The organism is Pseudomonas sp. H1_F01, assembly GCF_054681425.1.
Window position 1 is genome coordinate 3932458 of the sequence record NZ_CP162823.1, and the last position, 26663, is coordinate 3959120.

Annotated in this window: 21 protein-coding genes and 2 pseudogenes; 18 read left to right on the forward strand and 5 right to left on the reverse strand. The window is 61.1% G+C overall.

Annotated features, from left to right (window positions below):
• The first annotated feature begins 72 nt into the window (after nt 1-72).
• The 3 genes from AB4O09_RS17895 to AB4O09_RS17905 all read left to right on the forward strand — a co-directional run bounded on the left by AB4O09_RS17895 (nt 73) and on the right by AB4O09_RS17905 (nt 3272).
• Nucleotides 73-711 (forward strand): response regulator, encoded by a 639-nt coding sequence (locus AB4O09_RS17895; RefSeq protein WP_003201079.1) that lies wholly within the window; start codon nt 73-75, stop codon nt 709-711.
• Between the two features lie 320 nt (nt 712-1031).
• Nucleotides 1032-1529 carry a hypothetical protein gene (locus tag AB4O09_RS17900; protein WP_003201077.1) on the forward strand — a complete coding sequence of 166 codons (498 nt, stop codon included), beginning with the start codon at nt 1032-1034 and terminating at the stop codon, nt 1527-1529.
• A 105-nt stretch (nt 1530-1634) separates the two neighbouring features.
• The gene (locus AB4O09_RS17905) at nt 1635-3272 is read left to right on the forward strand and encodes an ATP-binding response regulator (RefSeq protein ID WP_003201074.1); all 1638 of its coding nucleotides are present in this window, start codon (nt 1635-1637) and stop codon (nt 3270-3272) included.
• On the opposite strand, the gene AB4O09_RS17910 is transcribed toward AB4O09_RS17905, so the two are convergent.
• The 3 genes and pseudogenes from AB4O09_RS17910 to AB4O09_RS17920 all read right to left on the reverse strand — a co-directional run bounded on the left by AB4O09_RS17910 (nt 3253) and on the right by AB4O09_RS17920 (nt 5598).
• Nucleotides 3253-3867, reverse strand: a complete 615-nt coding sequence (locus AB4O09_RS17910) for a methyl-accepting chemotaxis protein (RefSeq protein ID WP_371914646.1) — start codon at nt 3865-3867, stop codon at nt 3253-3255. The genes AB4O09_RS17905 and AB4O09_RS17910 overlap by 20 nt on opposite strands.
• Nucleotides 3841-4608 (reverse strand): annotated as a pseudogene (locus AB4O09_RS17915) (PAS domain-containing protein); the annotation flags it as partial. The gene AB4O09_RS17910 and the pseudogene AB4O09_RS17915, both read right to left, overlap by 27 nt.
• An 84-nt stretch (nt 4609-4692) precedes the next feature.
• Nucleotides 4693-5598 (reverse strand): transcriptional regulator GcvA, encoded by a 906-nt coding sequence (locus AB4O09_RS17920; protein WP_028237081.1) that lies wholly within the window; start codon nt 5596-5598, stop codon nt 4693-4695.
• A 112-nt stretch (nt 5599-5710) separates the two neighbouring features.
• Between AB4O09_RS17920 and gstA the strand changes: the two genes are divergently transcribed.
• The 3 genes from gstA (at nt 5711) to AB4O09_RS17935 (ending at nt 8335) form a co-directional block, all read left to right on the forward strand.
• Entirely contained in the window at nt 5711-6328 is a 618-nt protein-coding gene (gene gstA, locus AB4O09_RS17925) for a glutathione transferase GstA (RefSeq protein ID WP_038859346.1), read from the forward strand.
• A 180-nt stretch (nt 6329-6508) separates the two neighbouring features.
• Nucleotides 6509-7300, forward strand: coding sequence for an AraC family transcriptional regulator (locus tag AB4O09_RS17930; protein ID WP_038859257.1), 792 nt, complete (start codon nt 6509-6511; stop codon nt 7298-7300).
• A 75-nt stretch (nt 7301-7375) separates the two neighbouring features.
• Entirely contained in the window at nt 7376-8335 is a 960-nt protein-coding gene (locus AB4O09_RS17935; protein ID WP_013693135.1) for a quinone oxidoreductase family protein, read from the forward strand.
• 16 nt (nt 8336-8351) lie between these two features.
• Here the strand turns inward: AB4O09_RS17935 and AB4O09_RS17940 are convergent, their stop codons facing one another.
• Complete coding sequence (locus AB4O09_RS17940; RefSeq protein ID WP_003201065.1) at nt 8352-9299, reverse strand: ABC transporter substrate-binding protein; 948 nt, start codon at nt 9297-9299, stop codon at nt 8352-8354.
• Nucleotides 9300-9655: 356 nt separating this feature from the next.
• Nucleotides 9656-10612 (reverse strand): threonine dehydratase, encoded by a 957-nt coding sequence (locus AB4O09_RS17945; protein WP_039011729.1) that lies wholly within the window; start codon nt 10610-10612, stop codon nt 9656-9658.
• A 93-nt stretch (nt 10613-10705) separates the two neighbouring features.
• Here AB4O09_RS17945 and AB4O09_RS17950 point away from each other — a divergent pair, with 93 nt between their 5' ends.
• From AB4O09_RS17950 to AB4O09_RS18005, 12 genes and pseudogenes are all read left to right on the forward strand, one after another.
• Nucleotides 10706-11521, forward strand: coding sequence for a helix-turn-helix transcriptional regulator (locus AB4O09_RS17950; RefSeq protein ID WP_013693133.1), 816 nt, complete (start codon nt 10706-10708; stop codon nt 11519-11521).
• A gap of 243 nt (nt 11522-11764) precedes the next feature.
• On the forward strand, nt 11765-13639 hold the full coding sequence (locus AB4O09_RS17955; protein ID WP_013693132.1) for a 3-dehydroquinate synthase: 1875 nt from the start codon (nt 11765-11767) through the stop codon (nt 13637-13639).
• A complete protein-coding gene (locus AB4O09_RS17960; RefSeq protein WP_003201058.1) occupies nt 13636-14526 on the forward strand; it encodes a UbiA family prenyltransferase in 891 nt (296 codons plus the stop codon). Before AB4O09_RS17955 ends, AB4O09_RS17960 begins: the two co-directional genes overlap by 4 nt.
• Nucleotides 14523-15296: an EboA domain-containing protein gene (locus AB4O09_RS17965; RefSeq protein WP_460107281.1), complete on the forward strand. Its 774-nt coding sequence runs from the start codon at nt 14523-14525 to the stop codon at nt 15294-15296. Before AB4O09_RS17960 ends, AB4O09_RS17965 begins: the two co-directional genes overlap by 4 nt.
• Before the next feature lie 39 nt (nt 15297-15335).
• Nucleotides 15336-16220 carry a TatD family hydrolase gene (locus tag AB4O09_RS17970; protein ID WP_003201055.1) on the forward strand — a complete coding sequence of 295 codons (885 nt, stop codon included), beginning with the start codon at nt 15336-15338 and terminating at the stop codon, nt 16218-16220.
• Nucleotides 16217-17446, forward strand: coding sequence for a metabolite traffic protein EboE (gene eboE / locus AB4O09_RS17975; protein ID WP_003201053.1), 1230 nt, complete (start codon nt 16217-16219; stop codon nt 17444-17446). Before AB4O09_RS17970 ends, eboE begins: the two co-directional genes overlap by 4 nt.
• On the forward strand, nt 17436-18881 hold the full coding sequence (locus tag AB4O09_RS17980; RefSeq protein ID WP_003201051.1) for an alkaline phosphatase family protein: 1446 nt from the start codon (nt 17436-17438) through the stop codon (nt 18879-18881). Before eboE ends, AB4O09_RS17980 begins: the two co-directional genes overlap by 11 nt.
• Nucleotides 18860-20001, forward strand: a pseudogene (locus AB4O09_RS17985) (hypothetical protein). The gene AB4O09_RS17980 and the pseudogene AB4O09_RS17985 overlap by 22 nt, the downstream one beginning before the upstream one ends.
• A gap of 10 nt (nt 20002-20011) precedes the next feature.
• A complete protein-coding gene (locus AB4O09_RS17990; RefSeq protein WP_460107284.1) occupies nt 20012-22399 on the forward strand; it encodes a hypothetical protein in 2388 nt (795 codons plus the stop codon).
• A 181-nt stretch (nt 22400-22580) separates the two neighbouring features.
• A complete protein-coding gene (locus tag AB4O09_RS17995; protein ID WP_212795800.1) occupies nt 22581-23501 on the forward strand; it encodes a hypothetical protein in 921 nt (306 codons plus the stop codon).
• A 19-nt stretch (nt 23502-23520) separates the two neighbouring features.
• On the forward strand, nt 23521-24825 hold the full coding sequence (locus AB4O09_RS18000; RefSeq protein ID WP_013693128.1) for a hypothetical protein: 1305 nt from the start codon (nt 23521-23523) through the stop codon (nt 24823-24825).
• A 3-nt stretch (nt 24826-24828) separates the two neighbouring features.
• On the forward strand, nt 24829-26646 hold the full coding sequence (locus tag AB4O09_RS18005; protein WP_013693127.1) for a hypothetical protein: 1818 nt from the start codon (nt 24829-24831) through the stop codon (nt 26644-26646).
• Nucleotides 26647-26663 lie beyond the last annotated feature (17 nt).

Here is a 26663-nt window from a genome sequence, read left to right on the forward strand (position 1 = left end):
TTTCAAACTTGAAACCCAAGGGGGCAGTTTAGGTTACGATTCGTGAACTGGAAGATCAGAAGGATCTGAAGCATGACGTGCAGAGTAATTGTGGCAGATGACCATCCTTTGTTTCGCGAAGGTATGCTGAGGACCATTGAACGACTCATACCGACAGCATCCATAGAACAGGCTGGAAATCTGGACGAAGTATTGGCGCTGGCACGTTCCGGAATGGAAGTGGACTCCCTGATACTCGACTTGCGCTTTCCCGGGATCAAATCGTTGCAAGTAATCGGCCAGTTGCGCAGTGAGTTCAAGCGCACCTCGATCATTGTGGTTTCAATGGTGGATGATGTCGACGTTATTTCCCAAGTGATGGCGCTGGGTGCCGACGGATTCATCGGCAAGAATATCGACCCCGCCGGTATTGCCGACGCCATCATGGCAATACGCGAAGGCGAAGTGGTGGTGAAGTATCAGGCCGAAAACGCGATCCTGGACGATGCACTTTCCCAACTGACCGCGCGCCAACGGCAAGTGCTTGGCTTGATCGCCGCCGGCAAGACCAACAAGGAGATAGCCCGGGACCTGGGCATTTCCCCGTTCACGGTGCGCATCCATGTCTCAAGCCTGCTCAAATCCCTGGGGGTGCCCACGCGCGCGGCGGCTGCGGCGCAGTTTTCCAACTTCCCAGGCAATGGTGGATGGCCGGGAAAACAAGACAATTAAATGTATAACGACCGCGAATATTAATTGAGCATCACCCTCCCTGCCTGCCCATCTCCGAGGCCATAGCACACTTGTACTATAGCGTCGCCCAGTACTCTCCCCCTAAGCTGTGGACGCTCCATAAAAAGGCTGTTCGAACAGCCAAACATAAAGAAAGCCAACATGCCATGCGCCGTGCAGTATCACTGTACCTATTGAAACGTTATGACGTGCGAAGCCTATGGATTTTATAAATCGATAGGCGGCGCAATGCTGGGTCAACTTCACCGTCTGCACGGTTGAAATGGAATGGTCCTGACATTAACTCAAGGTAAGTCATCATGTCCTTCGAATATGGAAAAACACTTAGAAATGGAATGGCGCTGTGCGTGCTGGCGGGCGTACTGAACGGTTGTGCAAACACCGGCGACTTGGGCAACTTGATGGGTTCCTTGAATCAGGGCGCCAAAAAATACGACGTCTCGTACCTCAAGCAAACAATCATTCCGGGCAAGACGACAAAAGGCCAGATCACTCAAATGTTCGGCGCGCCGACCAATGAAGAACTCAATTCGACGAGCTCCAGCAACGAGTCGAACTGGACCTATGAAAAGACTGATGAAGGCCTGGATAAGTACATGAAGCTGGCCCATAAGTACGTCTCGACCGAAACCAGCCTGAAGATGTATGAAACCTCGGCACAACTGTCCAAGGCGCAAACCGTAGCCAATGACGTCAGCAGCGTGACCGGCACGAAAACAGGCCAGAGCCAGAGCCAGGGTTCGGTATTGACCATCTATTTCGTCGATGATGTCGTGAAGTACTACAGGGTCTACTGACGCAATGGCATCGCCCGTTGGGGACAGCATCACGTCTGTTCCCAACCTTCACCGAGGCTAGCCGCTACGCTTGGAGGCATCAGAGGTCATGCGGTGCCAAAGCCAGTGGAAAAGAACAGTGAACTCGACCAGGCCACGTTACGCCTGACCGTCAGCGCCTGTGCGCTGTTGTATATCGTCATCCTCGCCGGCCTCTATCCAGAAGAGGCCGCGAGCTACGTACCCATCATTATCTACATCTGTACGTTCATCTTCGTCTCGGTGTTCCTGCGCATGATCATCAAGCGCTGGCCTGGACACTTCTTCTGGCGGCGCCTTTTCACGATGCTGCATGACTATGCCGGTATCGCATTTGCCATGATCGTGGGTGGAGAGGGCACGCTCCCGGTGTACGCTGCATTACTCTGGGTCACGCTGGGCAATGGCATGCGCTTCGGCTCGCGCTACCTGGCGCTGGCGACCGTTATCGCGCTGTCGACCCTGGTACTGGTTTTCTGGCTGACCCCGTTCTGGCATACGCAGCCCTACATGTTCCTGATGTTGATCGTCACCACCATTGTGGTGCCCGCCTACGCGCACATTTTGCTCAAGCGCACACGCATTGCCTCCGAAGAAGCCATTTTGGCCAATCAGGAGAAATCGCGATTCCTGGCCCAGGCCAGTCATGACCTGCGCCAGCCAATCCACTCCATCGGTCTGTTTACGGCCTGCCTGCGTGACGCCAGGCTGGGGCTGGAAGAATTGCGGCTGGTGGACAACATCGACCGTTCGCTGCACACCGTGTCGCAACTGTTCCGCTCGATCCTCGATATCTACACCCTCGATCACGGCCAACCGATGCCGAAGGCCGACACCGTACACCTGGGCCAATTGCTGCAGGACGTCGTCAAGCAGAACACCGAAGCGGCCCGCTGGGCCGGCGTCGAGCTGCGTTTGCGCGCCTGTCCTTACTGGGTCAGCGTCAATCCCGGCTTGCTGACCACGATGGTCCAGAACCTGCTGTCCAACGCGCTCAAATACGCACCCGGCCAACCCGTGCTGATCGGCGTGCGACGCCAGGGCCAGCGCCTGGCCGTGGTGATCTACGACAAGGGGCGCGGCATCGCCGCCGAACATTTGCCCGAGGTGTTCAAGGAGTTCTACCGCGTTCGCCATGCGCGCGACAAGGATGTCGAGGGGCTCGGCCTCGGCCTGTCCATCGTCAAGCGCATCAGCCAGATGCTCAATGTCGATATACACATCCGTTCCAAGGTCGGACAAGGCACCCGGGTGGCGATCAGCGGCCTGAAACCGGCGGTACCACGTGTCATGGCGCCCAAGGTGGTGCCCGTCCAGAATCGCCTGGACGGGTTGCGGGTGTGTTTGGTTGAAGACGACGCCAACGTGCTGATGGCGACCTCGGCGCTGCTGGAAAAATGGGGCTGCGAGGTGGAGGCCCACAGCGACGGTGAAGGGCTGACCAGCGATTGCGACATCGTCATCGCCGATTTCGACCTGGGCACAAAAGTCTCGGGCGCCGAATGCATTGCCGCGCTACGCGAGCAGCGCGGCTGGCAAGTCCCGGCGCTGGTCATCACCGGGCATGAGATCGAGCGGATACGCCAATCGCTGCAAAGCCTGAGTATCTCGGTGCTGGCCAAGCCCGTGCGACCGCCGGAACTGCGAGCGGTATTGCTTGAATTGGTCAAGCGCATGGATCGCTGGGGCGAGGACTCAGCTCACCTCAGCCCACCCAGCCGATAGCCGTCTTGGGAATCACCTCGGACTCGTCGAGTTTGGACGCAAACATGCTCACGGCCTCGAGTGCATCCGTGGTCCCGTTCCTGATTTGCACGATGACCGAGCCGGCCTGGTCTGCCAGGGTTACACCGCGCAATGCGCCTTCATGGGTCACGTTCATGCTGGCGACGGCGTCGCGGGTTTCGGAGAGAATCATGCCGATCATTTCGGCAATCTCCGAGGTGGAGCGACTGGTGCGCCCGGCCAGTTGCCGGACCTCGTCGGCCACCACCGCGAATCCCCTCCCCTGGTCTCCGGCCCGCGCGGCCTCGATAGCCGCGTTGAGGGCCAGCAGGTTGGTCTGGTCGGCAATGCCGCGAATGGTGTTGACGATGGCTGTGATCTCTTCCGAACGCGCCCCCAACTGCCCAACCAGACGCGCGGAAGAGCCAATGTTGTCGGCGATCTCGCGCATCTCCTTGGCAGTCTGGTGGATCACCTGGGCGCCCTGTTCGGCCACTCGCTCGGTCTCGGCGGAGATATGGTACGCACGGGAAGCGCCACGCGAATCCTCTTCGAACTTCTCCACCCGTTCGCTGATGTCACTGGCGAACTTCACAACCTTGCACAACTTGCCTTCGGCGTCGTAGACCGGGTTGTAGCTGGCTTCCAGCCAGACGACTTTGCCGTTTTTGCCGAGGCGCTTGAACTGGCCACTGAAAAACTCGCCGGCGTTGAGACGACGCCAGAAATCACTGTACTCCGAACTGCCCACCAGGCTCGGTTCGCAAAACATCCGGTGATGCTTGCCCTTGAGCTCTGCCAACGTGTAATTCATGACATTCAAGAAGTTGTCGTTGGCGGTCAGGATGTTGCCGCCCAGGTCAAACTCGATCACTGCCATGGCCCGGTCGAGTGCCGCCAGCCGGCCACGTGTTTCTGCCTCGCTGGCAACCTTGGCGGTGACATCGAGTGCGTACTTGACCACCTTCACGACGCGGCCTTGCTCGTCCACTACCGGGTTATAGCTAGCTTCCAGCCACACGTTCTGGCCTTGCGCGCTACGGCGCTGAAACGTGCCGGAAACAAATTGGCCGGCGCGCAGCTGGTTCCAGAATTCACGATACTCGGCGCTGCCCACCAGCGCTGGGGTGCAAAAATCCCGATGGGACAGGCTGGCCAACTGATCCGCACGGTAGCCCATCGTGCCAAGAAAATTCTCGTTCGCCCGAAGGACCTTGCCATCGGGGCTGAACTCGATGACAGCCATCGACCGCTCCAAGGCGCCGACCAGTCCTTTGTATGTTGCCAATTCGGCCGTCCTAGCCGTCAGTTCATTTTTTAGTGTTTTATTAAACATGACGTACCCTCGGTGAACCCTGAAAGTAACCGGACCTTTTATTCATATCGGCTCGCTGGCTGGAGGCTGAACGGTACGCTGTAATTATGTTTTGGCGCCAAAACTCACCGAATCCATCAACCAGGTTCTAAAGGCCTGCACTTTTGGGGTGTCGGCTGTTTCAAGCGGGCTCACGAAATAAAAGCCGAGGTCAGATTTCAATCGCAGATCAAAGGGGGCAACCAATCGTCCGGCCTTCAGGTCATCCTCGACATAGGTTGAACGCCCGATGCAGACCCCCAGGCCGTCAACCGCAGCCTGAACAGCCATCATGGCAAGGTCGAAAGTCAACCGGCTGCCTTCGGCCAGTTTTTTCGGTTGGCCGGCGGCACTCAACCAGGCACTCCAGTCGTCGTGGGTCACCCCACTGACCTGCAACAAGGTGTGCCGGGCCAGATCGCCCGGATTCTCCAGGGCTGTCGGACCTTGCAGCAGCCTGGGGCTGCACACCGGAAAGATCTCATCGGCCATCAGCCAGTCCGCCCGCAAGCCCTTCCAATCCCCGGAACCGTAACGAATGGCCGCATCGACGCCGCCCTTGCGAAAATCCACCCGTTCGGTGGAGGCCGTAACGCGTACGTCAATGTTGGGAAATACCTGCTGGAAAGACGCCAGTCGCGGCAACAACCATTTGGAGGCAAAGGACACCAGCGTACTGATGGTCAAGACGCTGTTGTTGCGGCTCTCCAGCAACGTCTGCGTGCAATAGCGCAACTCATGGAACGCCGCACGAACGCCTGGGAAATAGCCATGTCCTTCGTCTGTCAGGGCCAGACCATCCTTGAGCCGCAGGAACAGGCGCACGCCCAGCTCCTCTTCGAGCCGGCGAATTTGATGGCTGATGGCTGTTTGAGTGACGTTCAGCTCTAGCGCGGCCTTGGTAAAACTCATGTGGCGAGCGGCCGATTCGAATGCTTTCAGGCCATTTAGAGATGGGATTCGTGTGGCCATTGGGTTTGGCTTTCTCATGAGATTTTGTCATACGCTAGCACTGAAGATGTCCTTTGAAAATGTTCCGGCCCTCGCGGATTCTGGCGGCACGCCCCCCGACCTTGAGGAAACCATGAAACTGTACTTCGCCCCCATGACCTGCTCATTGTTCCCGCACATCGTGCTGCGGGAATTGGGCCTGCCCTTTGAATTGATTCGGGTCGACAACCAGACCAAACGAACTGCCGATGGGCTCGACTTCCTGACCATCAACCCCAAGGGCTACGTGGCAGCCTTGGTGCTGGATAACGGTGATGTCCTGACCGAGGGGCCCGCCATCGTCCAATACCTGGCCGATCTGGTTCCCGCAAACACACTGGCGCCGGTCAATGGCACCTGGGAGCGGGTTCGCCTGCAGGAATGGTTGAACTTCATTACCTCCGAGATTCACAGCGGATGTGCGCCACTGTTCAACGCCGATATTGCAGAGCCGACCAAGGCCATCTTCAGGGCAAAGCTGTTCAGGCGCCTGGATTACCTCAGCCAGGCCCTTGAACAACAGGATTACCTGATGGGCACCTTTGGCCTGGCCGACGGCTATTTGTTTACCGTCCTGAACTGGCTGCCGTTATTCAATATCCAGATCAGGGACTGGCCGGCGCTGGCGGCGTTCATGGCGCGAATCGCCGCACGCCCTAGCGTCCGGGCGGCCATGGCTGCGGAGGCGGCATCCAATCTCGGTGCGATCTGACCCACCGCTATCGCGAGCAGGCTCGCTCCCACAGGTGTCCGGGGTGATTGTGAGATTCGAGATACACCCGGATCCCTTGTGGGAGCGAGCTTGCTCGCGATAGCGGCGGTACAGCCACGCCAGGCCCCAACGCTTGCGCACTTGTGCTAAAAAGCACCGTTATCGTTCTGAGTTCCGGTCATGGCCCTTGCTTCACCTCCCGATCTGACGGACACGACGCATCTTGTTCAACCGCTTTCCCGCACCTACTCATCCGGGACGTTGATCGCGCCTCATCATCATGAATGGGGCCAGCTTCTCTACGCGCAAAGTGGTCTCATGTGGGTCGATACACCCGGTGCTGCGCTGCTGGTCCCGCCGCAGCGCGCGGTGTGGCTGCCGCCGCGGGTCACACATGGGATCCGAGTGGTTTCGCCCTTGGAGATGCGCAATCTCTATTTACGCGCAGAACTGGCCATGGGCGTGGGGCTTGAGCTGGAAGTGCTCGATGTCAGCAAACTGCTGCGCGAGCTGATCATCCGGCGAGTGGCGCTGGGTAACCGTCCTGATCCTGCGTTGCGTGATGCCTTGGACAACCTGCTGGTGCTGGAACTTCGCGAGCAGCGCTCGGCGGTGCTCAAGGTGCCCATGCCTGCCGGCGGGGATAGGCGCTTGCACAATTTGTGCGAGACGGTGCTCGACGTCCCCGGCCTGGCCATGTCCTTTGAGCAGCATGCCGAGTCGGTGGGGGCCAGCACCCGCACCTTGGCCCGGTTGTTCCATGCCGAGCTTGGCCTGACGTTCACCGAGTGGCGACGCCAAGTGCAGTTGGCCCACGCCGTCGCCGCACTCCTGGAGGGTGACTCGGTGGGGACGATAGCGGCGCGGTTGGGCTACACGCTGAGCAGTTTCAGCGAGATGTTCCGCCGTTCCCTGGGCGTTGCACCGTCGGCGTATAAAAACGCGATGGCATCAAGGGGATTTGTCCGATAGACGAAACTCTCTGGCGGGCTCACTATCGGCCCGGACGCTATCCTCGATGCACATTTCGTCGAGGAGTATTGCAGCTTGAAAGCCCTACAGTTTTCCGCCACCGGCAGCCTGGACCACCTCTGCCTCGTTGACTTGCCGACACCCGTCCCGGGCCCCGACGAGGTCCTCATCCGGGTCAAGGCGGCTGGGCTCAACCCCAGTGATGTCAAGAATGTCGAGGGCCGCTTCCCCTATACCACCTTGCCCCGCGTGCCCGGCCGTGATTTCGCCGGGGTGGTTGAGCAAGGCCCGGCACACCTGCTCGGCAAAGCGGTCTGGGGAACCGGCAGGGGCCCAGGTTTCCTGCGTGACGGCTCCCATGCGCAATACCTCACGGTTCCGGCAAGTGGCGTGGCCCTGAAGCCCGAGCGTTTGTCCTTCGTCCAGGCGGCGGCTATGGGCGTGCCTTTTACCACCGCCTACGATGCCGTTGAACGATCCCACGTGCAGCGCGACACGACATTCTTGGTGATTGGCGCCAATGGCGCGGTAGGCAGCGCGGCGCTTGCCCTGGCGAAGGCCCGCGGGGCCCGTGTGCTTGCGGCGGTACGGCGACCGGAGCGGGCCGCCGAGTTGCAAGCCAAAGGCTACGACGTCATCGTGACCAGCGCGCCCGGCAGCCTTGCAGAGCAGGTCAACGCGGTGTTTCCGGGAGGGGCGCAGGTCATCTTCGACACCACCGGCTTCTGGCTGCAAGAGGCGGTATCGGCATTGGCCAACTTCGGTCGCATCGCGATCATTGCTGCCCCGCCGGATGGGATGGTGCACTTCCCCGCCCTGGCGCTCTATCGCAAAGGCGGCATCTTGATCGGGGTGAACTCGCTGCTCTATGACAATACCGATTGCGCCCGGATGCTTGAAGAATTTGGCAAGCACTTCGAGGCAGGCGTCATCGACGCTCCCACGGATATTCTTGAAATCCCCCTGGTGGACGGCAAGGCCCAGTACGCGCTGATCGCCAAGGGCAGCAGCGCAAAAGCCGTACTGGTGCCCTGATCCAGAGCGGCTCGGTTTATTCGCTCAAGGCCTGGTTGAAGGACGTGTCGATAATCCCGGCAGTGGCCAGCGGTGCCGGCAGCGCCTTGACCTTGAACAGGAAGTCCGCCGTGCTTTGCAGGTCGGCGGCAGCCTGTTGGTCCACCGGGCCGACACTCATGTGTGCCTGACGCAACCAATGACGCGAGACGTTCTGGTCGAGGTTGGCCTTTTTCGCCCACAGGTCCGCGTATTGGTCGGTGTGGTTGTCGACCCAGGCGCGGGCTTGTTTCACACGCCCGAGGAAGTCGGCGATGGCTTCGCGCTTGCTGTCGATGGCCGGCGTCGAAGCGGCAATGGCGCTGAGGCCGGGCATGAGGTTTTTCGCCGTCAGGATCGGTCGGGCGCCGGAGAACAGGATCTGTTGCGAGATGTAGGGCTCCCACACCGGAAACGCATCGATGCTGCCCTGGGGCAAGGCCGCCGCCGCGTCGATCGGCATCAGCTTGATGAATGCCACATGGTTCTCTGGCAAACCGGCCTGCTCCAGGGCGCGCAAAGTCAGTTGCTGGCTCCAGGCACCGGGCCAATAGGCGACTTTCTTGCCCTTGAGGTCGGCGATGGTCTTGACCGGTGAATCCTTGGGCACCAGCAGCGCGATAGTGTCCGGGTTCTGCCGCGAGACACCGATCAATTTCACCGGTGCCTGCTTGGCAGCCAGGAACAGAAAACCCGAATCGCCGAGGAAACCCAGGTCCAGGTCGCCGGTATTCAGCGCCTCGGCCAGGGGCGCGGCGGCCTGGAAGTGTTTCCAGTCGACTTGGTAAGGTGCGCCCTCAAGCACACCCGAAGCCTCCACCGATGCCCGTACGTTGTAATAGTTCTGGTCGCCGACGTGCAGTACCAAGGGCTCGCTGGCGTGGACCAAAGGGGCGGCGAACAATGTGCTGAGGAACAGACGGCGCAGGGATCGGGCGAACTTCATGAAGACATTCCTGAGTGAATTTCATAGAACATAACGCTCTTGGAATTCACATTAGAAATTCTTTTAAAGCATAAGCTCATAGTCACAGGCAGCCAATGTCCAGGGCGCAACAGTGCCGCAACAGACTGTTGGCTGGGCAACATCTCCCTGAAGCTTTCACTTTGTGGCAGCGCCCGCAGACCGCCCTTTCGCCGGCTATGACACAGAGCCTGCAATAACGATGGATATTGGGCTTACAGGCCTCATCGCGAGCAAGCTCGCTCCCAGATTCAATCTCCATTGAATAAAAAATTCATATCCGACACAGAACCACTGTGGGAGCGAGCTTGCTCGCGATGACGGCGGCAAGCCCAACCTCAGCCAATCAGATTCGCATACACCGGCCGGTCGATATTCCCACCGGACAGAATCACCGCCACCCTTTTCCCCCGCATCGTTTCACGCTCCTGCATCAGCGCTGCCAAGGCGGCAGCGCCGGCACCTTCGGCGAGGTTGTGGGTGTCGGTGTAATACGCCCGCATGGCCCCGGCAATTTCAGCGTCGCTGACCGCTACGATTCGCGCCGCCCCGGCTCCATAGATGGCAAAGGCCTCGGGAATGGGTCTGCGCACGGCCAAGCCGTCGGCAAAGGTATTCGCCGAATCGGTCTCGCATAGCCTGCCCGTTTCAAACGACAACTTCGCCGCGACGGCCTCGGTGGACACCACGCCCACCACGTGGGTCTTCAGGCCCAAGGCATCGCGGGCGGCGATGACCGCGCAGATCCCCGAGCCGCAGCCTATCGGCACATAGACAGTGTCCAGGTCCGGCACCGCGTTGAACAGCTCGAGCCCATAGGTCGCCACGCCCTTGACCAACTCGGGATGGAACGGCGGCACCAGGTAGAGGCCATGCACTTGGGCCAGGCGTGCGGCCTCTTCACGGGCCTCATCGAAATCGCGGCCATACTCGACCACCTCGCCGCCAAAACCGCGCATGGCGTTGTTCTTCTCCAGCGAGTTACCGCGCGGCACGACGATCAACGCTTTCAAACCCAATGCGCTGGCCGCCAGCGCCAGGCTCTGGCCATGGTTGCCGCGAGTCGCCGTGACGATGCCTTTTGCCTCTGGGTGCTCGCGCATGAGCCAGCGCACGAAGGTCAGGCCGCCGCGCACCTTGAAGGCCCCCGTCGGGGTGTGGTTCTCGTGCTTGACCCACACCGTGCAACCCAACCGCTCAGCCAGCAAGGGCCAGGCGTACTGGGCGGTGGCGGGCATGACTTCGTATAAGTGGCGGGCAGCTTGTTCGATATCGTCGCGAGTCAGTGTGTGCATGATGGGCCTCCGGGTTTTTGCCCAGTCTAATCAGGGCACCACCGGCGGGCTTTCAGAAAACTGACCTGACTTTCAGGCCCTCTCTTCACTACTATGCTGTTCATGAACCCTCGAAACCGCCACCAGCCGCCCCAGTCCGAACCGGTCCGTCGCATCGAGGCAGGACCGTGGGCGATCGAATTGCTGCCCGGCTGCGCCTACGCCACCCGCTATGTCGCCACCCAGTCGGCGATCGGCTTCGCCTTCGACAGCCAGCGCGGCCTGCATGCCATCGGCAGCGACCGCGTGCAGCCCTTCGAGGCGATCCCCAACGGCCTGGCATTCGTCCCCGCCGAATGCGACGTGTTCTCCGAGTCCCCCAGGGGCGGTGAATACCTGCGGGTCGTGCGCACCGACGGTATGGCGTTGCCGGGGGAGCATGCGTTCAACAACCGTATTGACCCGCAGGCCATCACCCTCGCGCTGAGAATGCGCAGCGCATTGCTGCGTGCCAGCGCAGAGGATGACTGGGAGGCCTGGGCGCTCGGATTGGCTGAACGGGTAAAGGACCCCAAGACGTTTTCGGCCCCCGTACAAGGGGCCATCACCGGCGGGCGAATGCGCCTGCTCGACGAGTTCATCGACGCCGGTCTCGACGGTCCGCTGGGGGTCAAGGAAATGGCCGGCCTGCTTGGCTTGTCCGAAGGGTATTTCATGCGGGCATTCAAGAATGCCACCGGCAAAAGTCCACACAGCTACCTGATCGACCGGCGCCTGGCCAAGGCACGGGCGCTGATGCGCGATTCAACCGCCCGACTGACCGATATCGCCCACACTTGTGGCTTCAACTCCCAGGCGCACATGACCACGCTGTTCAAGCAACGCCTTGGCGTCAGCCCGGCGCAGTTGCGCGGGTATTCGAGGCCCTGAACGAGCGGGACAAGCCGCTGGTACGGGGTACCTGAAACGCGCAGTGGCAGCCCAAATCAAATTGCCATCAGATGACCTTGCAAAAACACCCGGGCCGTCTAGATTCAAACCTGTCTCCAACCACATCATCAACCACACCTGACAGCCCTTCGGGCGAGAGCGTCTATTGGCCTAAAACACACACTTGGCGTTGCTTTCAATTACTGACACGGAATCAGTCAATAACAACAAGAGGGATGCTTGATGAAGCATGGCCGTGGGTATCGTTTGCTCTCGCAAAAAGGCGCAGCCGGACATTTCTGGCTGTCGTTGGTTTGCTTTTCAGCCCTGGTGATCGCCAGCTTCTTGCTGTTCGAACAACAGATCCAGGATTTCCTGACCCATCTCAACCTGTACCAGCCCTCGACGCCCGCGCAGAAACTCTACCTGGCGTTGCTGCTGATCGCCCTGCTGGCGCTGGACGTGGTGCTGCCGGTGCCGTCGAGCATGGTCGCGCTGCTGGCCGTAGCGATGCTTGGCAGCGTGGGGGGTTACCTGGCGATTTTCGTGGGGCTGTGCCTGGGCGCCGGGTTGGGCTATGCCTTGGGAGCCGGCTATTTGCGTTTGTTGGCCGGCCGCCTGGGCCTGCATCAGCGCCAGCCGGGGCAACTGGCGTACCGGTTGGGCACACTGTCGTTGATCTGCCTGCGCGGGGTCCCGGTGCTGGCGGAAACCTCGGTCGTCGCCGCCGGGATGCAACGCTACCCGCTGCGCGCGTTCATCCTCGTCACCACCCTGGCCAATGCTGGCCTGGCATTGGCCTACAGCGCCATTGGCACCTTTCTCGTCGAGCAGAACGCGCTGTTGGTGACCCTGCTCGCCAGCATGGTATTGCCCGGGCTGTTCATCGCCGGGTACAGCCTGTTCAAGAGCCTTCGCCGCAGCGACGCGGAGCAACCGTTGCACGGGCGCTTCAAGGTCAGCTACGACTACCCGGTGGTATTCACCGATCATGTATTCGATCCACTCAATCCCTGCCTGCACCGCCAGCTCATGGCCGGCCACAGGGGCCCGGTCACGGTGTTGATATTCGCCGATGAACAACTGCTGCACAGCGCCTCGCACCTGCTGGAACAGATCAACGCCTACTTCGTCAGCCACTTTCCAGACCTGCACCTGCAGGCGCCGCCGATCGCGGTCCCGGCCGGCGAGTCGAGCAAGGATTCTAAGGTGTTGCAGCGGCTGTACACCGACATGCTGAAACATGGCTTGGACCGGCATTGCCATGTGCTGGCCGTCGGTGGCGGCGCGGTGCTGGATGCGGTGGGCTACGCCTGCGCCACCTTCCACCGCGGCATTCGCCTGATTCGCATCCCCAGCACCGTGCTCGCCCAGAACGACGCCGGCATCGGTGTGAAAAACGGCATCAACGCCTTCGGCCAGAAAAACCTGCTGGGGGCCTTCTATCCCGCCACCGCAGTCATCAACGACTTTCAATTGCTGACCAGCCTGACCCGGCGCGACCAGATCGCCGGGCTGGCCGAGGCGGTCAAGGTGGCGCTGATCAAGGACCAGGCGTTTTTCCAGTGGATGGAGCAACAGGCCGACGCCCTCGCCTGCTTCGAACATGGGGCCAGCCGCTATGCGATCCGCCGCTGCGCCGAATTGCACCTGGCGCACATCACCGGTGCTGGCGACCCCTTCGAACGCGGTAACGGGCGGCCCTTGGACTACGGGCATTGGGCCGCTCACAAACTGGAAAATCTCAGTCAGCACCGACTGCGCCATGGTGAAGCCGTCGCGGTGGGCATGGCTCTGGATGGACTCTACGCCAATGCCTTGGGGTTGTTGAACGACAGCGACACCGAACGGGTGCTGAACCTGCTGCTCAAGCTCGGCTTCTGCCTGAACCCGCCGGAACTGATCTTGAAAGATGCACTGGGCCGCTCGCAGGTTTTGCTGGGGCTGGAGGAGTTCCGCCAGCATCTGGGTGGGCAACTCTCCATCCCCATGCTCAGCCGGATCGGCGAGTCGGTGGACTTGCATGAAATCGATACCGCGCGAATGGAGCAGGCATTGCAGCGGCTGTCCACCCAGGTCGAGCTTGCGCTACCCCTGAACGAGCGCTGTGCGCAATGAACCAGACCGCGCCGAACCTCAAGGCCTGGCTGACCCTCGGCCGTGTGTCCAACCTGCCCACGGTGTGGACCAACACCTTGGCCGCCGCCCTGCTCGCCAGCAGCGCCGGGGCCCTGGCTCCGCCGTCTTCCCTGGTATGGATCCTGCTGCTGGCGGCACTGTCGCTGCTGTACCTGGCCGGCATGCTGTTGAACGACCTGTTGGACGCCGACTGGGACCAACAACACCACAACCCCCGCCCCATCACCCTGGGCCTGGTCAGCCGCCAGCAAGTGCTGCTGGCCACTGCGTTGTTGCTGGTGCTGGCCGCGGCCTCACTGCTGGGCCTGAGCCGGTTGATCGAGCAGCCGCACTGGCTGCTGGGCAGCGCCACCCTGTTGGTGGGCTGCATCCTCGGTTACAACCTGCTGCACAAGAAATACGCCCACAGCGTCTGGCTGATGGGAGCCTGCCGCTCGGCGCTCTACCTCACCGCAGCGGCAAGCCTGGCGGTGCCGCCGGGACCGATCTGGCTCTGCGCCATTTTGCTCGGTGTCTACATCAGCGGCCTGACCTACCTGGCTCGCCAGGAACATCGCAACCAACTGATCAGCCGCCTCCCCCTGCTGCTGATGCTGAGCCCACTGGCCTTGGCGATCTACGCAGGCAGCGCCTGGTTCTGGCCGGTGCTGCTGTTATGGCTTGGCTGGTTGGGCTGGCACTACTGGCGCAACCTGGCCAACCCTCGGCAACGGCAGGTCCGCGTCTTTATCGGCGCTGGCCTGGCAGCCCTGCCGCTGTTCGATGCCCTGGTGCTGGCCGTGGCTAACCAGCCCCTGGGCAGCCTGTTATGTGTCCTGGTGTTTTTCCTGCTTCCTCATTTCCAGCGCTGGATCAAACCAACATGAACACGGACGTTACTGCACCGGCATCGGCGGCCCTCGACATGCGCCACGACTGCGTGAACGAACAACGGCAAAATTTCATTCGTCAACTCGAAGAAACCGAGCGGCAATGGTGGCGTCAGGCACAGGAGCAACTTGCCCAGCGCCCGGACTCCAATACCTCGTCACTCTTGAGCAGCCAGTGCAAGCGCAACCTCAAGGAGCGAGCACTGCCCGATATCGCCGGCTGGAGTAACGTCCAAATGGCGCGGGCGTTGCTGCTGGCCCAGGTGCTGGAACAGCAGCCCGCCGCCGGGCAAGTCGCCCTGCTGCACCAATTGTTCCTGTGGGGCGACGACCAGGAAAAGGTCGCCACCTTGAAAGCCCTCGATTGGCTCGATAGCCGCGGGACGTGCGTGGAGCTTGCACGCCAGGCCGGACGCACCAGCAACAGCCAGGTGTTCGCCGCCCTCGCCCTGGACACCGCCTACCCGTCGCGTCACTACAACGAACAGGCCTTCAGCCAACTGGTGTTGAAAGCGCTGGGCATGGGCCTCGACGTACGACGCCTGATCGGCCTGGCACAACGACAAAGCGTCACCCTCAACCAGTTGGCCCTCGACCTGCTGGACGAACAACTCGCCGCCGAACGAACGGTGTCCGCCGGACTGCCCCACGTGATTGCCTTCGACCTGCTGAGCCCGGCGCAGCGTCAGCGCCTGGCCGGCCTGGGCCAGCGACGACGCTTGCCGGCGCAATGGCACGAGCACCTGGGCGGCGTTTCGCCGAACTGATGCCCCACCGTCCCCCGCTTTTTTTGACGAGGATTCACCATGCTCAAGTACTTCGACCCGCATATCCATATGGTCAGCCGCACCACTGACGACTACCAGAACATGGCGGCCGCCGGCATCACCGGGGTAATCGAGCCGGCCTTCTGGCAGGGCCAGGCCAGGACCAGCGTCGGCAGCTTCATCGACTACTTCGACACACTGTTGGGCTGGGAGCGCTTTCGCGCCAGCATGTTTGGCATCCATCACTTCTGCACCATTGGCCTGAACCCCAAGGAGGCCAATGACCTGTCGGTGGCCAACGAGGTGCTGGAGATTCTGCCGCGCTACCTGGTGAAAGACGGCGTGGTGGCGGTGGGTGAAATCGGCTACGACGACATTACCCCGGAAGAGGATCGCTTCCTCGCCGCGCAATTGGAGCTGGCCAAGCAATTCAATCTGCCGGTGCTGGTGCACACGCCGCACCGCGACAAGATCGGCGGCACCAAACGCACGCTCGCGGTCATTCGCGAGGTCGGCATTGCCGAACATATGGTGATCATCGACCACCTCAACGAACTGACCCTGCCCCTGGTGCTGGACAGCGACTGCTGGCGCGGCCACTCCATCTACCCCAACACCAAGATGTCGGAACAGCGCATGGTCGCGCTGCTGCAGCAGTACGGCACGGAAAAAATGGTGGTCAACAGCGCCGCCGACTGGGGCATCAGCGACCCGCTCAAGGTGCCCAAGACCGGCCAGGCAATGTTGGCCGCAGGCTTCAGTGAAGACCAGGTCGAACAAGTGCTGTTCCACAACCCGGTGGACTTTTTTGCCCAGAGCGGCCAGTTGGACAAAGCCCTGGTCAGCACGCCCCTGCCCATCGATCAGCGGCGGCAATGGCAGGACAACTCCGCCCTGCGGGGCCAGGAACCGGTGATCAAATGAGCGCCCGCACGGGTTGGACGGCCACGCAGATCGGCTATTGCAGCAACGTGCACCCGACCCATGACCTGGGCGGGCTGCGCGCATCCGTCGAACGGCATTTCCACACCGTGCGCACACTGCGCGGGCTCGACACGCAGGACAGTGGATTGTGGATCAGCGCCCTCGCCGTCGCCGAACTCCAACAAGCGCCGACCCGTGCGGATTTCCTCGACCTGCTGCAACGCAGCGGGCTACGCCTGACCTCACTCAATGGGTTTCCCTACGGCCAATTTCACCAGGGCGCGGTGAAAGCCGACGTCTACCTGCCCAGCTGGGCCGATCCGCAGCGGCTGGCGTACAGCCTGGACCTGGCTCGATTTCTCGCCCAGGCCCTGCCAGCGGACTGTGCCCAGGGGGTGATCTCCAGCCTGCCGCTGGGCTATGCCGCCCACTGGAGCCCGACGCTACAGCAACATGCCGAGCACCAACTGCGCGAGCTCACTGCCGGGCTGGCCCGGCTGCAACGGGAGACGGGCAAGAAGATCGTGGTCTGCCTGGAAATGGAGCCCGATTGCGTGCTGGAAAACACCGACCAGGCCATCGCCTTCTTCCGCCATTGGCAAGCCACGGACCCGCACCATGAACACCTGGCGCTGTGCTTTGACGTTTGCCACCAGGCCGTGATGTTCGAAGACTGCTATCAATCACTGGACCGATTGCGTCAGGCCCGGGTCCCCATCGGCAAGATCCAGTTATCCAATGCACTGATTTGTCGCCTGCCTGAGGACGAGCACCGGCGCGAACAGGTGCTCAAGACATTGAGCGGTTTTGCCGAACCCACCTACCTGCATCAAGTGAAGGCCCGCAATGGACAGGACCGGTTATCGGCCTGGGCGGACCTCCCCGCGGCCCTGGATGATTGTGAGCAAAACCGCGTCTCTCATCCCGAACTGAGGATTCACTTCCACATTCCGCTGTTCAGCGAGCAGTTGCTGCTGCCCGAACTCAGCGGCAGCCAGGTTGCCCTGTCGCAAACGTTCGACTTTTTGGCCGACCATGGGGATTTTCGCCCCGTACTGGAAGTGGAAACCTACAGCTGGGGCGTCCTGCCCAGCCAATTGCGGCCCACGACCGAGCACGCCCAACTCCAGGGCATCGCGGCGGAGTTGCATTGGGTCGAGGACCAGTTGCAGCAGCGCCGCTTGCTGCAACCTCAAGCGCTGGAGGCCCATGCCCATGCGCTCTGATCCTGCGCGCCAGCCGCTGCTGCTGATCAACGTGGTCGGCCTGACGCCCGCGCTGTTGGGTGCCGCGACGCCCTGCATCAATGCCCTGTTGAAAACGGCCAAGATGGCCACGCTGCAACCGGTGTTCCCGGCGGTCACTTCGACCGTGCAGGCCTCGATCCTCACGGGACAGCCACCGTCGGAACACGGCATCATCGGCAACGGCTGGTATTTCCGCGACCAGGCCGAAGTGCGTTTCTGGCTGCAACCCAACGCACTGATCCAGGGGGAAAAGGTCTGGCAGACACTCAAGCGTCAGTACCCCGGGTTTCGCTGCAGCCAGTTGTTCTGGTGGTACAACATGTATGCCGACGTGGACGCCGCCATTACCCCACGGCCCCACTACCCGGCCGATGGTCGCAAGATGTTCGGCCTGTATTCGGCGCCGGCCTCGTTGCATGAGCGTATCGAACAGCAGATCGGCGAGTTTCCCTTTCCGAGCTTCTGGGGACCGGCGGCCGGCATCGCCTCGAGTCGCTGGATCGTCGATTGTGCCATTGCCGAATTCCAGCTCAACCACCCCGACCTGCAATTGATCTACCTGCCCCACCTCGACTACAGCCTGCAACGCCTGGGGCCCGATCACCCGTCGATTGCCGACGAGGTACGCGCCATCGACAGCGAAGTCGGGCGTCTGCTGGACTTTGCCCAAGCGCAAGGCGCGGCAGTGATGCTGCTGTCCGAATACGGGATCGAAGCCGTCACCCAATCCGTTTCCATCAACCGGTTGTTACGTGCCGAGGGCTTGTTGCAGGTACGCCAATCGCTGACCTGGGAGTTGCTCGATCCCGGTGCCAGTGCAGCGTTTGCCGTGGCCGATCATCAGGTCGCGCACATCTACGTGAAGCATGCGCGCGACATCCCCCGCGTCAAGGCGCTGTTGCAACGCCAGGCCGGCATCGAACAGGTACTGGATAAAACCGAACAACAGGCCTGGCAACTGGATCATCCCCGCAGCGGCGAGCTGGTGGCCGTGGCCGCGCCCGGTTACTGGTTCGATTACTACTACTGGTTCGACGAGCGCAAGGCTCCCGACTTTGCCCGCACCGTGGATATCCATCGCAAGCCAGGTTACGACCCGCTCGAGCTGTTCATCGACCCGGCCATTCGCTTCCCGAAATTGAAAGTGGCGCGCCGCCTGCTCCAGAAAAAGCTCGGCTTTCGCTACTACATGGACCTGATTCCGCTGGACACCCGCCTGGTCCGCGGCAGCCACGGACGGCTGCCCACGAGCGAGAAGACCGGCCCGCTGCTCATCACCAATTGTGATCTGTCGTTGCCACAGCACCTTGCGGCCACGGCGGTGAAGCAACTGCTCCTGGAACACTTCCGGGGGCACCCTCATGCCGATACGGCGAATGCCAAGGAGCTTCCATGCGGCGAGCCATTTCCATAACCGTTCTCAGTGCCCTGGCCGGTTTGGCCCAGGCACAGGACACCAACAACTTCGATTGCAGCAACTTCCTGCAATTTGGAGCAGACATCAACCAGACTCGGACCGCGTTTGCCCAGAGTCCCGAGACCATGGCCTGGAACTGGTTCGTCTGCTTGAACCAACCCAGTACCGCGCAAAGCAGCAATCTGGTGTGGGAGATGATGAAGCCCTCGGACCAGGTCTACCTGCCCAACGGCGCACCACCGGGCGCCTATGACAGCTCCGCACCGCTCCCGGCCGCGGTGGTGACGCAAGCCAAGGCACAAGGCATGGACCTGTCCCGATCCTTCCATAACATCAATGCCACCCAACAGGTCGATGGCCTGATCCTGCAAATGGGGGGTGCCGTGCCCGATGCCCAACAAGGCCACCCCGTACGCTTTCAGTTGCTGATGGGCAAGGACACGTTCGATTACATCGTGAACAAGCAGGTCTACAACGTGAATGGCCAGGCCGCCCTGGCCAACGACCTGAACTTTCCCCCACCGCCTGGGAGTTGAAAGCCGCGTGGCTGTGGATCGGCACAGACACGACCTACCGACAAACCCTGGTAAATGACGGCTACTACATTGCCCAGGCCTACTACCAGCAGGACGACGGTACTTACCAGGTCGGCTATGTGGCATTGAGCGGTCTGCATGTCGTCAACAAACTGAACGCCAACTGGGTCTGGACCACCTTCGAAAACATCAACAACAGCAAGTACACCGTCACCAATGCCGCCCCGCCTGCGCCGATGACCAACACCACGGGGCCGACTCCGGCCGCCAAGCCGGTGAACACCAGCTTCCAGGCCAACAACCGGAACCTGTCGAAGTACGAGTTGATCGGGGTCGAGTTCCAACCCATCACCCAGGTACTGGCCAACTCACAGCTGGAATCGGCGTTCCAGAACACCTCGTCCTGCCTGGCCTGCCACGGCACCGCCGCCTACTCGAACGACAAAGGCTACTTCAATTTCGCTCTGAACCACGGGGGCGGCATTGTCTATCCCACCACCCCGCTGCCGCCCTCGGCATTCGATGGCTACAAAAAACTGGACTTTGTCTGGTCGCTGAAACGCGCCCAGTGGCAACGCTAAGGAGCATGACATGAGCGTATTGAATTTCCCCCGTATCTACCTCAACGGCCATATGTTCTGGAACCCGCCAACGGCCAACAACAACGACGTGTATCCGCTGTATGACGCGGTCAACGCGGACATAAACTGGCCGTTCATGAGCCACTTCGACATCAACGCCAAGAACGCCCCCACCCTACTGATGCCCTGGGCCATCAAGCCCCTGACAATGGCGGAGCTGCCGGCCTATATGCTGCAGGTACCGACCAATGCCAACCCGGGAACCTACCCGTACATGCCCGCCGAATGGGATCTGTTTGGCGACAATGCCTGCGGCACGGTGAGCTACAAAGGTACTCGCTCGACGATCATTGGCGGCGAGCTGCAGGCCGACACCTACATCACCGAGGATGCGCTGGTTGGCAGGGATTACCAATTGCTCGGCAATCCCTTTGGCAGCAACGCTCCGACTGCCGCGCGCTTCGTGGACGTCAGCCCGTGGCAGAACACCTTCACCGCGTTGTATTTCGACAAGCTGATGCTGGGGGATGCCACGTGTGGCCTGACCCTCAATCGCCAGTATCGAATGATGGATCGCTTCCTGAATTTCAATTGGGCGAGCACCTTCCATGGCCTGGTGTATGTCACCACCACCTGGCAGACCTGCTTTCCCCAGGAGAACCTGGAATGGGTCATCGGCGATTCGGCGCTGCTGAGTAACCTCCAGCAGCAGATGAAGCTGCAAGGGGCAAAGGGCCTGATGTTCAGGTTCTCCACCTACCTGACCTGCTACGACAGGAACGGTGTTTTCAACGATTTCCCGTACGTCAACACCCGTTCCAATGCCCCCTCGGATACGGCTCGTCTGCAAGCGATGTATCAGAAGGGCCTGGACAACGTTTCCGGTATTTTCTTCAACCCCGCCTACAGCCGCACCGCTGCGACCCTGGGCCTCTGGTTCGCCGACGAATACCCGACCGCCCCCGCCGGCCTGCGCCTGGTGCCCGCGCAGGCCGTACCTGTTGTTCAACCAAATGGGACTCCCCAAAACGCCACACTGGGCGTGACTTCAGTGCAGATTACCGGCAACACCCTGTCGCTGGATCTGGCCAACACGTTCCCGTTCTATCCGGTAGAGCCCAATGCGCCCATCCTGACCGCCGAAAAATTCCAGGCCGGCGACTATCAACTGGGTGTACGCGAGGGTGATCAATTCACGCCGGTAGTGGACTTGGGTTTCGACCGGTATGACCAGGCAGCCTTCGACAAACGCTCCGGCCTGCAGGACTTCCCGCTCAGCGACGCGGACCTGACGAAACTACAACCAGGTCATCCATTGGAGCTGCGACTCAAGGCCACGGCCGCCCCGACACCCGTGATCGCCGCCACCCAGCAAACCTGGACCGCCGAAGTGGTGGAGAGCGGCAGTTTCATCGACGTGGGCGACCACAAGACGCTGACCATCATGGTGCAGAAAAATGGTCAGCCGGCGGCCAATACCACGCTGTGGGTGGCGGAATATGGCAACCCCTACATGGTGACCACCAGCGACTACTACCTGGCCTCCAGCAACGCGGCCAATTTCACGCTGTTCTTCGACCACCCAGACGACCCCACCCAGAACAAGGCCAATCTGCCGAATTTCAATAACGCGCCGCCCGTACAAAACTATCTGGCCAAAGGCAGCGGCCGCCGACTGACTGCGCTGCAGAGTACGGATCAGTCCAGTGGAAACCCGATCGGTTATCAGCAATTCCTGCAGGGCGACGGCAAACCGGTCACGATCGACTTGCACCCTTGCCTGGCATTCGATGCCGGCGTCTACGCCACCGGAACCCTGAGCGACGACGTCCACGCCACTCCGGTGGATTACTCTTATGTAGCGACCACCACCGACGCCAACGGCATCGCCCAGGTGAGCTTCAGGGCCGTGGCCCCGGGCTTCCCGACCTTGCGTTTTTTCGTCAAGGAAGGCGACAGCGATCCGGTCATTCCCTTCAGCTTCCCGCTGCCCCAAGCCTACATCGACTTCCTCGCCCCGCTCCGCGTCCTGCCCTTGGACGTGCAGCTGCAACAGGACTTCATCAACTACTGGAACACCGTCTACAAGGATCAGAACGCCGCGACGCAGCTGTGGGAGGGCTTCCTCTACCCACGCATCCTGCAGACCTTCTATTACCTGTACCCGATCATGAACAAGTACATGCCGCTCAACTCCCAGGCGCGCGTCGAAGGCGCCATCGACCAGTTGATTGTGCTGATCAGCAAGCCCTACCAGGAGGAAAGCACGCTCTCGATGCCTATCACCCGTGACATGTCCCAGAGCCGCCGCGCGGTATTGGAGCTGTGGGCCCAGAAGCTGGTCAAGCGCAACTATCCGCCACAACAACTCAAGATGAGCGATTACGACAACCTCTGACCGTGACGCTGTTCACCCAAGGAGGATAAACCACTGTGGGAGCGAGCTTGTGTGGGAGCTGAGCTTGCTCGCGACGAAGGCACCGCGGTCTTTCGAATGACCGCGTTATCGTTCATCGCGAGCAAGCTTTGCTCCCACAGGCTCCCACAGTGTCACCCGGTACTTTTCAAAGGAATGACCTATGAAAACCAGTATCTTGAACCGGTTGTTGCTGTTGATCCTGCTGTTCAGCACACCTCTGTTCGCCCAGGACAGCGGCGCGGTGTACTTCACCATGGGCGTGCACAACACCGAGGGCTGCAACGAACAGAACGGCAACTGCATCGCCAAACGCCTCCCAGGCGAGCCTTCCGATCCGTTTTTCCCGGCGTTCTGGATCAGCGATTGGACCATGTACCGGGTGATGCACAACTATGAGAAAAACCCGCCGCCCTACAGCAATCCGCCCTCCACCCTGACCCCGGCGGACTACACCGTCTCCCGAGGAACCAGCTACTACGACACGGCCTATATCCCGGCCGATGGCGACGGTTTCGGTGCGATGATGGAGCATTATGAGAAGTACTGCCTGCCGATCTTCCCGATCAAGAACAACAACTACACCTGCTCCTTCGTGTCCCTGGGCAACAAGGCGTACTTCCTGACCTACCCGCAGGATCGCCCCAAGGACATGCCGGCCTGCTGCATGTTTTCGCCGATGAATCATCCGCCGCGGCAAGACTTCATCCAGCACCTGCCCTACAGCGCCGAGCGCAGCCAGAACCTCAATGGCAGCGTGCAGGCCTACGCGCTGGACCTTCAATCGCCGCAGGGTCCGATCCTGTTCGGCTATGCCTTCTACAAGAAAATGTCGGGGCAACCGCCCTACCGGCAGCCCCAATCGTTCTTTTTCTCCGGTGACAGCAGCGTCGCCAATGCCCCCATCGTCAGCCAGAACTACACCAACTTCCGCATCGCCAAACCGGACCCTGCCCAGACCTGGGCGCAGGTGGCCGCGATGTGCCCGGCGAATCCACCGCCCTGCCAGCTGTTCGAGCCACCGGCTTCACAGAGCAACGGGCAAAAGGCGCAGTGGAACAAGCTCATGCAGCGCAAACCCTGACCAATGACGAAGGATCGCCATGAACACTTCACTCCGTTTCATCCTGGTACTGCTGGGCCTGGCCAATCTTCCGGCCCTGGGCCTGGAGCAATCCCAGGAACAAACCATGCCACGGACGCAGGCCTCGAACCTGAATTGCCAACCCCCCAGTACAGCGCCAGCGGCCAGTGCCAGCCAGGACCTGTTCGATCAATACAGCTGGCAACTGTTCATCGCCGTGAACTGGCCCGCCCAGGCGGGACAGCGCGGTGATCCCGACTGCAGCAAACAGCCGGGGGACCCCGGCTACACCGTCTGGCAGACCTACAAGACCGTGGAAGAAACCTTCCTGCCACGGGGGGCCGACCCAGGCCCCTGGAACACCCCGCAGCTTGCCAAGAGCCTGGGCATCATCAACATCGCCGCGCTGAAGAACAGTTCCCAGGTGAATGCCGTCGACCAGGCCGTCGGCGGCTGGCTGATCGACCAGGCCGGCAACCCGACCTACTACGACATCTCGGCCAACGAGACCTCCTACAACTACATCGTCGCCAACCAGTTCTATAACGCCGATGTGGTTTCCAAAGCCAACAACATCTACTTCCCCTATGGGGTCATCGAGGTCAAATCGAGCTGGCGCATCCTCACCCCCAACGACAATGCCAGCCGCTACCTGACCATGCTTGCGCGCGTGGCCACGTTCGACGACCAAGGCCAGCGCACCGGCGTCACCGAAGCCTACCTGGGGCTGGTAGGACTGCACGTCATCACCAAGGTGAACGGCTATCCGCAGTGGATCTGGTCGACCTTCGAACAGATCGACAACGTTCCGCCCAAAACGCTGGTGAACGGTGCATGGGTCGACCAGCCGACCTCCGGCACGGCTTATTCCTACTTCAACGCCAGCGCCCCGGCAGCCACGCTCAACCAGTCGCCCTGCGATTGGCAGACCCAGGGCGCACACCTGGTCTGCGTGCCCAAGCCTGGCACCACCTTCCAGACCCCGAACCCGTTGAACCGGTACACCCCGATCGCCGAGATCACCAACGAGGTCAACGCCCGTTACCGCAGCGACCCGGGCCTGCAACGCAGCGTATTGAAGTACTACCAACTCATCACCACCCAGCGCCCGCTGATGCCGGACAACCCCAGCAACCCGCTGGGCCAGCCGACCCCCGCCCTTTCGGCCAACGTGACCATGGAAAGCTACATCCAGCCCAACAGCAGCTGCATGAATTGCCACTCCATGGCGACACCGGTCAAGAGTCCCTACAAATCCGACTACTCCTACCTGTTCAAATTCGCCAATTCACCTGTCGGCAAAACCATCAAGGACGAGGAATAACTCATGAGCATCCTGAACGGACCACGGCTGAACTTCTGGGGCGGCATCCGCACCGACGTCAGTCTGCCGAACAACTCCCCGACCATTCCCTACGATGGCAACGATGACTGGCCGCTCTTCGACCTGACCACCTCGACCCTGGCACCGGGCGCCGAGCCCTACACCGACGACCAGTTGAACAACATGATCAATGCCCCCGCCGGCAACTACTACACCGCCGGTGGCTGGAATCACTACGGGCAGCATGTCGTCGACATGCAGAACGCCTTGATCAGCTCCCAGGGCATCCCCGGCAGCATCAACACCACCGGCGACCTGGTGGGCCAGGCCGTCTATTTGCTCGGTTCGGTGGACCCGGTGACCGGCCAGGGCCCCGTTTCCGGCCCGATGATGGTGGACCTGGACCCCACCTCCTCGACGACCACCCAGATCTTCGTCGGCGGCCTGCAAATCGGTGGCAACGACAACATCCAACTGCTGATCCGCAGCAACACCGTGTGCAGCAGTTTCGACGTGGCGGGACGTGTGCTGCTGCCAGCGAAAATGGACGCGCCGGGTTCTTTCCACGCCAGCGGCACGTTTCAACTGACCTTTCCCTTGAGCAGCATTGTCAGTTGGAACCAGAACAGCAGCGGCCTGCGCTCGATCATCCAGGCACCAGGAGCGACGGGCATCGTCCTGCGTTTCGTCATGTTCGAAATGTGCCCGACGATGACCACCGAACAACTGGACGCCGACTACGCCGCCGGCAAATACACGCCCAACCCGAGCATCGGCCGGGTCATCGGCACCTTGGCCCCGGCCTTCGCCGACGAGCCGCTGAACTGCCAGCCGGGCCGGCAACTGGTCAACCAGAGTACCGGCAATGCCGGCTATGCCGACCTGGGCGACACCGGTTACCTGAGCATCGACATGGTGAACGTCATTCCGAAGGAAACCTTCCGGGCCGTCAGGGACGACATCACCAGCCCGATCGGCCCCAACGCCGATTACGGGACCGTGACCATCAGCGCCGGCACCACGACCCTGACGACCCTGGAGCCGACCAGCCGCTTTTTATTCGACTACTACGTGTATGGCGGCATCGTCGACCTGCCCCTGACCGCCGACCAGCTACAGGCAGTACGGACCTCTGCCTTGGCAATCAACGCTCCGGGCAAGGTCGCCGGCACCACGTTGCAAGCCACCGAGTCGACCTATCGGATCTATGCCGACCAGCGCAACGTCTACCTGGAGGACTACCCCAACGGCCTGTCGGTCACCCTGCAGGTCAGGTACCTGGGCGGGGCGGTCCCCAGCACCACCGAAATCGGCCTGCAGGCAATCCCGGCAGCTGATCCTCCCACGTACAAAGAACCGCAGTACTGGGACTTCCTCGACTACCCTGACTCGCTGACGGTCAGCGCCGGCCAGCTTTCAGTCAGCTTCCCCGTCACCGTCAAACCGGGCAGCGCCGCCCAGGCCGGTTTCGTCGCCCTGACCTGCACGGCCAATGGCCTCGACAGCAGCGCTTACTTCACCAACTTTCGCAAATACGCCCAGACCGACTTCGGCATTCCCAAGGGCACCACCATCACCTGGCCGCTGATGTATCCCAACGTGCTGCGCTTTCACTACCTGGCCTTCCCCGCCATGTCGCGCTATATCCCGCTGAATCAGCCCGACGCCATCATGGGCGCCAAGAACCCCATCCTCGCCCGTACCTCGGACGCCTACAAAGGCACCACGCTGTTCATGCCCGTGGTGCGCTCGATGTCGCCCTGCCAACGGGCGTTGCTGCGGGCCTATCTCACCGGTGAACCGTGGCAGCCGCCGCAATGACCGTATCCCCTGCTCAT

Coding starts and splice junctions, on each gene's coding strand:
- gstA (WP_038859346.1), top strand. CDS start 5,711: ATGAAACTGTACTTCGCCCCCATGACCTGCTCATTGTTCCCGCACATC.
- AB4O09_RS17990 (WP_460107284.1), top strand. CDS start 20,012: ATGAGCGTATTGAATTTCCCCCGTATCTACCTCAACGGCCATATGTTC.
- AB4O09_RS17895 (WP_003201079.1), top strand. CDS start 73: ATGACGTGCAGAGTAATTGTGGCAGATGACCATCCTTTGTTTCGCGAA.
- AB4O09_RS17965 (WP_460107281.1), top strand. CDS start 14,523: ATGAACACGGACGTTACTGCACCGGCATCGGCGGCCCTCGACATGCGC.
- AB4O09_RS17930 (WP_038859257.1), top strand. CDS start 6,509: ATGGCCCTTGCTTCACCTCCCGATCTGACGGACACGACGCATCTTGTT.
- AB4O09_RS17970 (WP_003201055.1), top strand. CDS start 15,336: ATGCTCAAGTACTTCGACCCGCATATCCATATGGTCAGCCGCACCACT.
- AB4O09_RS17950 (WP_013693133.1), top strand. CDS start 10,706: ATGCTGTTCATGAACCCTCGAAACCGCCACCAGCCGCCCCAGTCCGAA.
- AB4O09_RS17960 (WP_003201058.1), top strand. CDS start 13,636: ATGAACCAGACCGCGCCGAACCTCAAGGCCTGGCTGACCCTCGGCCGT.
- eboE (WP_003201053.1), top strand. CDS start 16,217: ATGAGCGCCCGCACGGGTTGGACGGCCACGCAGATCGGCTATTGCAGC.
- AB4O09_RS17945 (WP_039011729.1), bottom strand. CDS start 10,612: ATGCACACACTGACTCGCGACGATATCGAACAAGCTGCCCGCCACTTA.
- AB4O09_RS18000 (WP_013693128.1), top strand. CDS start 23,521: ATGAACACTTCACTCCGTTTCATCCTGGTACTGCTGGGCCTGGCCAAT.
- AB4O09_RS17900 (WP_003201077.1), top strand. CDS start 1,032: ATGTCCTTCGAATATGGAAAAACACTTAGAAATGGAATGGCGCTGTGC.
- AB4O09_RS17995 (WP_212795800.1), top strand. CDS start 22,581: ATGAAAACCAGTATCTTGAACCGGTTGTTGCTGTTGATCCTGCTGTTC.
- AB4O09_RS17980 (WP_003201051.1), top strand. CDS start 17,436: ATGCGCTCTGATCCTGCGCGCCAGCCGCTGCTGCTGATCAACGTGGTC.
- AB4O09_RS18005 (WP_013693127.1), top strand. CDS start 24,829: ATGAGCATCCTGAACGGACCACGGCTGAACTTCTGGGGCGGCATCCGC.
- AB4O09_RS17920 (WP_028237081.1), bottom strand. CDS start 5,598: ATGGCCACACGAATCCCATCTCTAAATGGCCTGAAAGCATTCGAATCG.
- AB4O09_RS17940 (WP_003201065.1), bottom strand. CDS start 9,299: ATGAAGTTCGCCCGATCCCTGCGCCGTCTGTTCCTCAGCACATTGTTC.
- AB4O09_RS17955 (WP_013693132.1), top strand. CDS start 11,765: ATGAAGCATGGCCGTGGGTATCGTTTGCTCTCGCAAAAAGGCGCAGCC.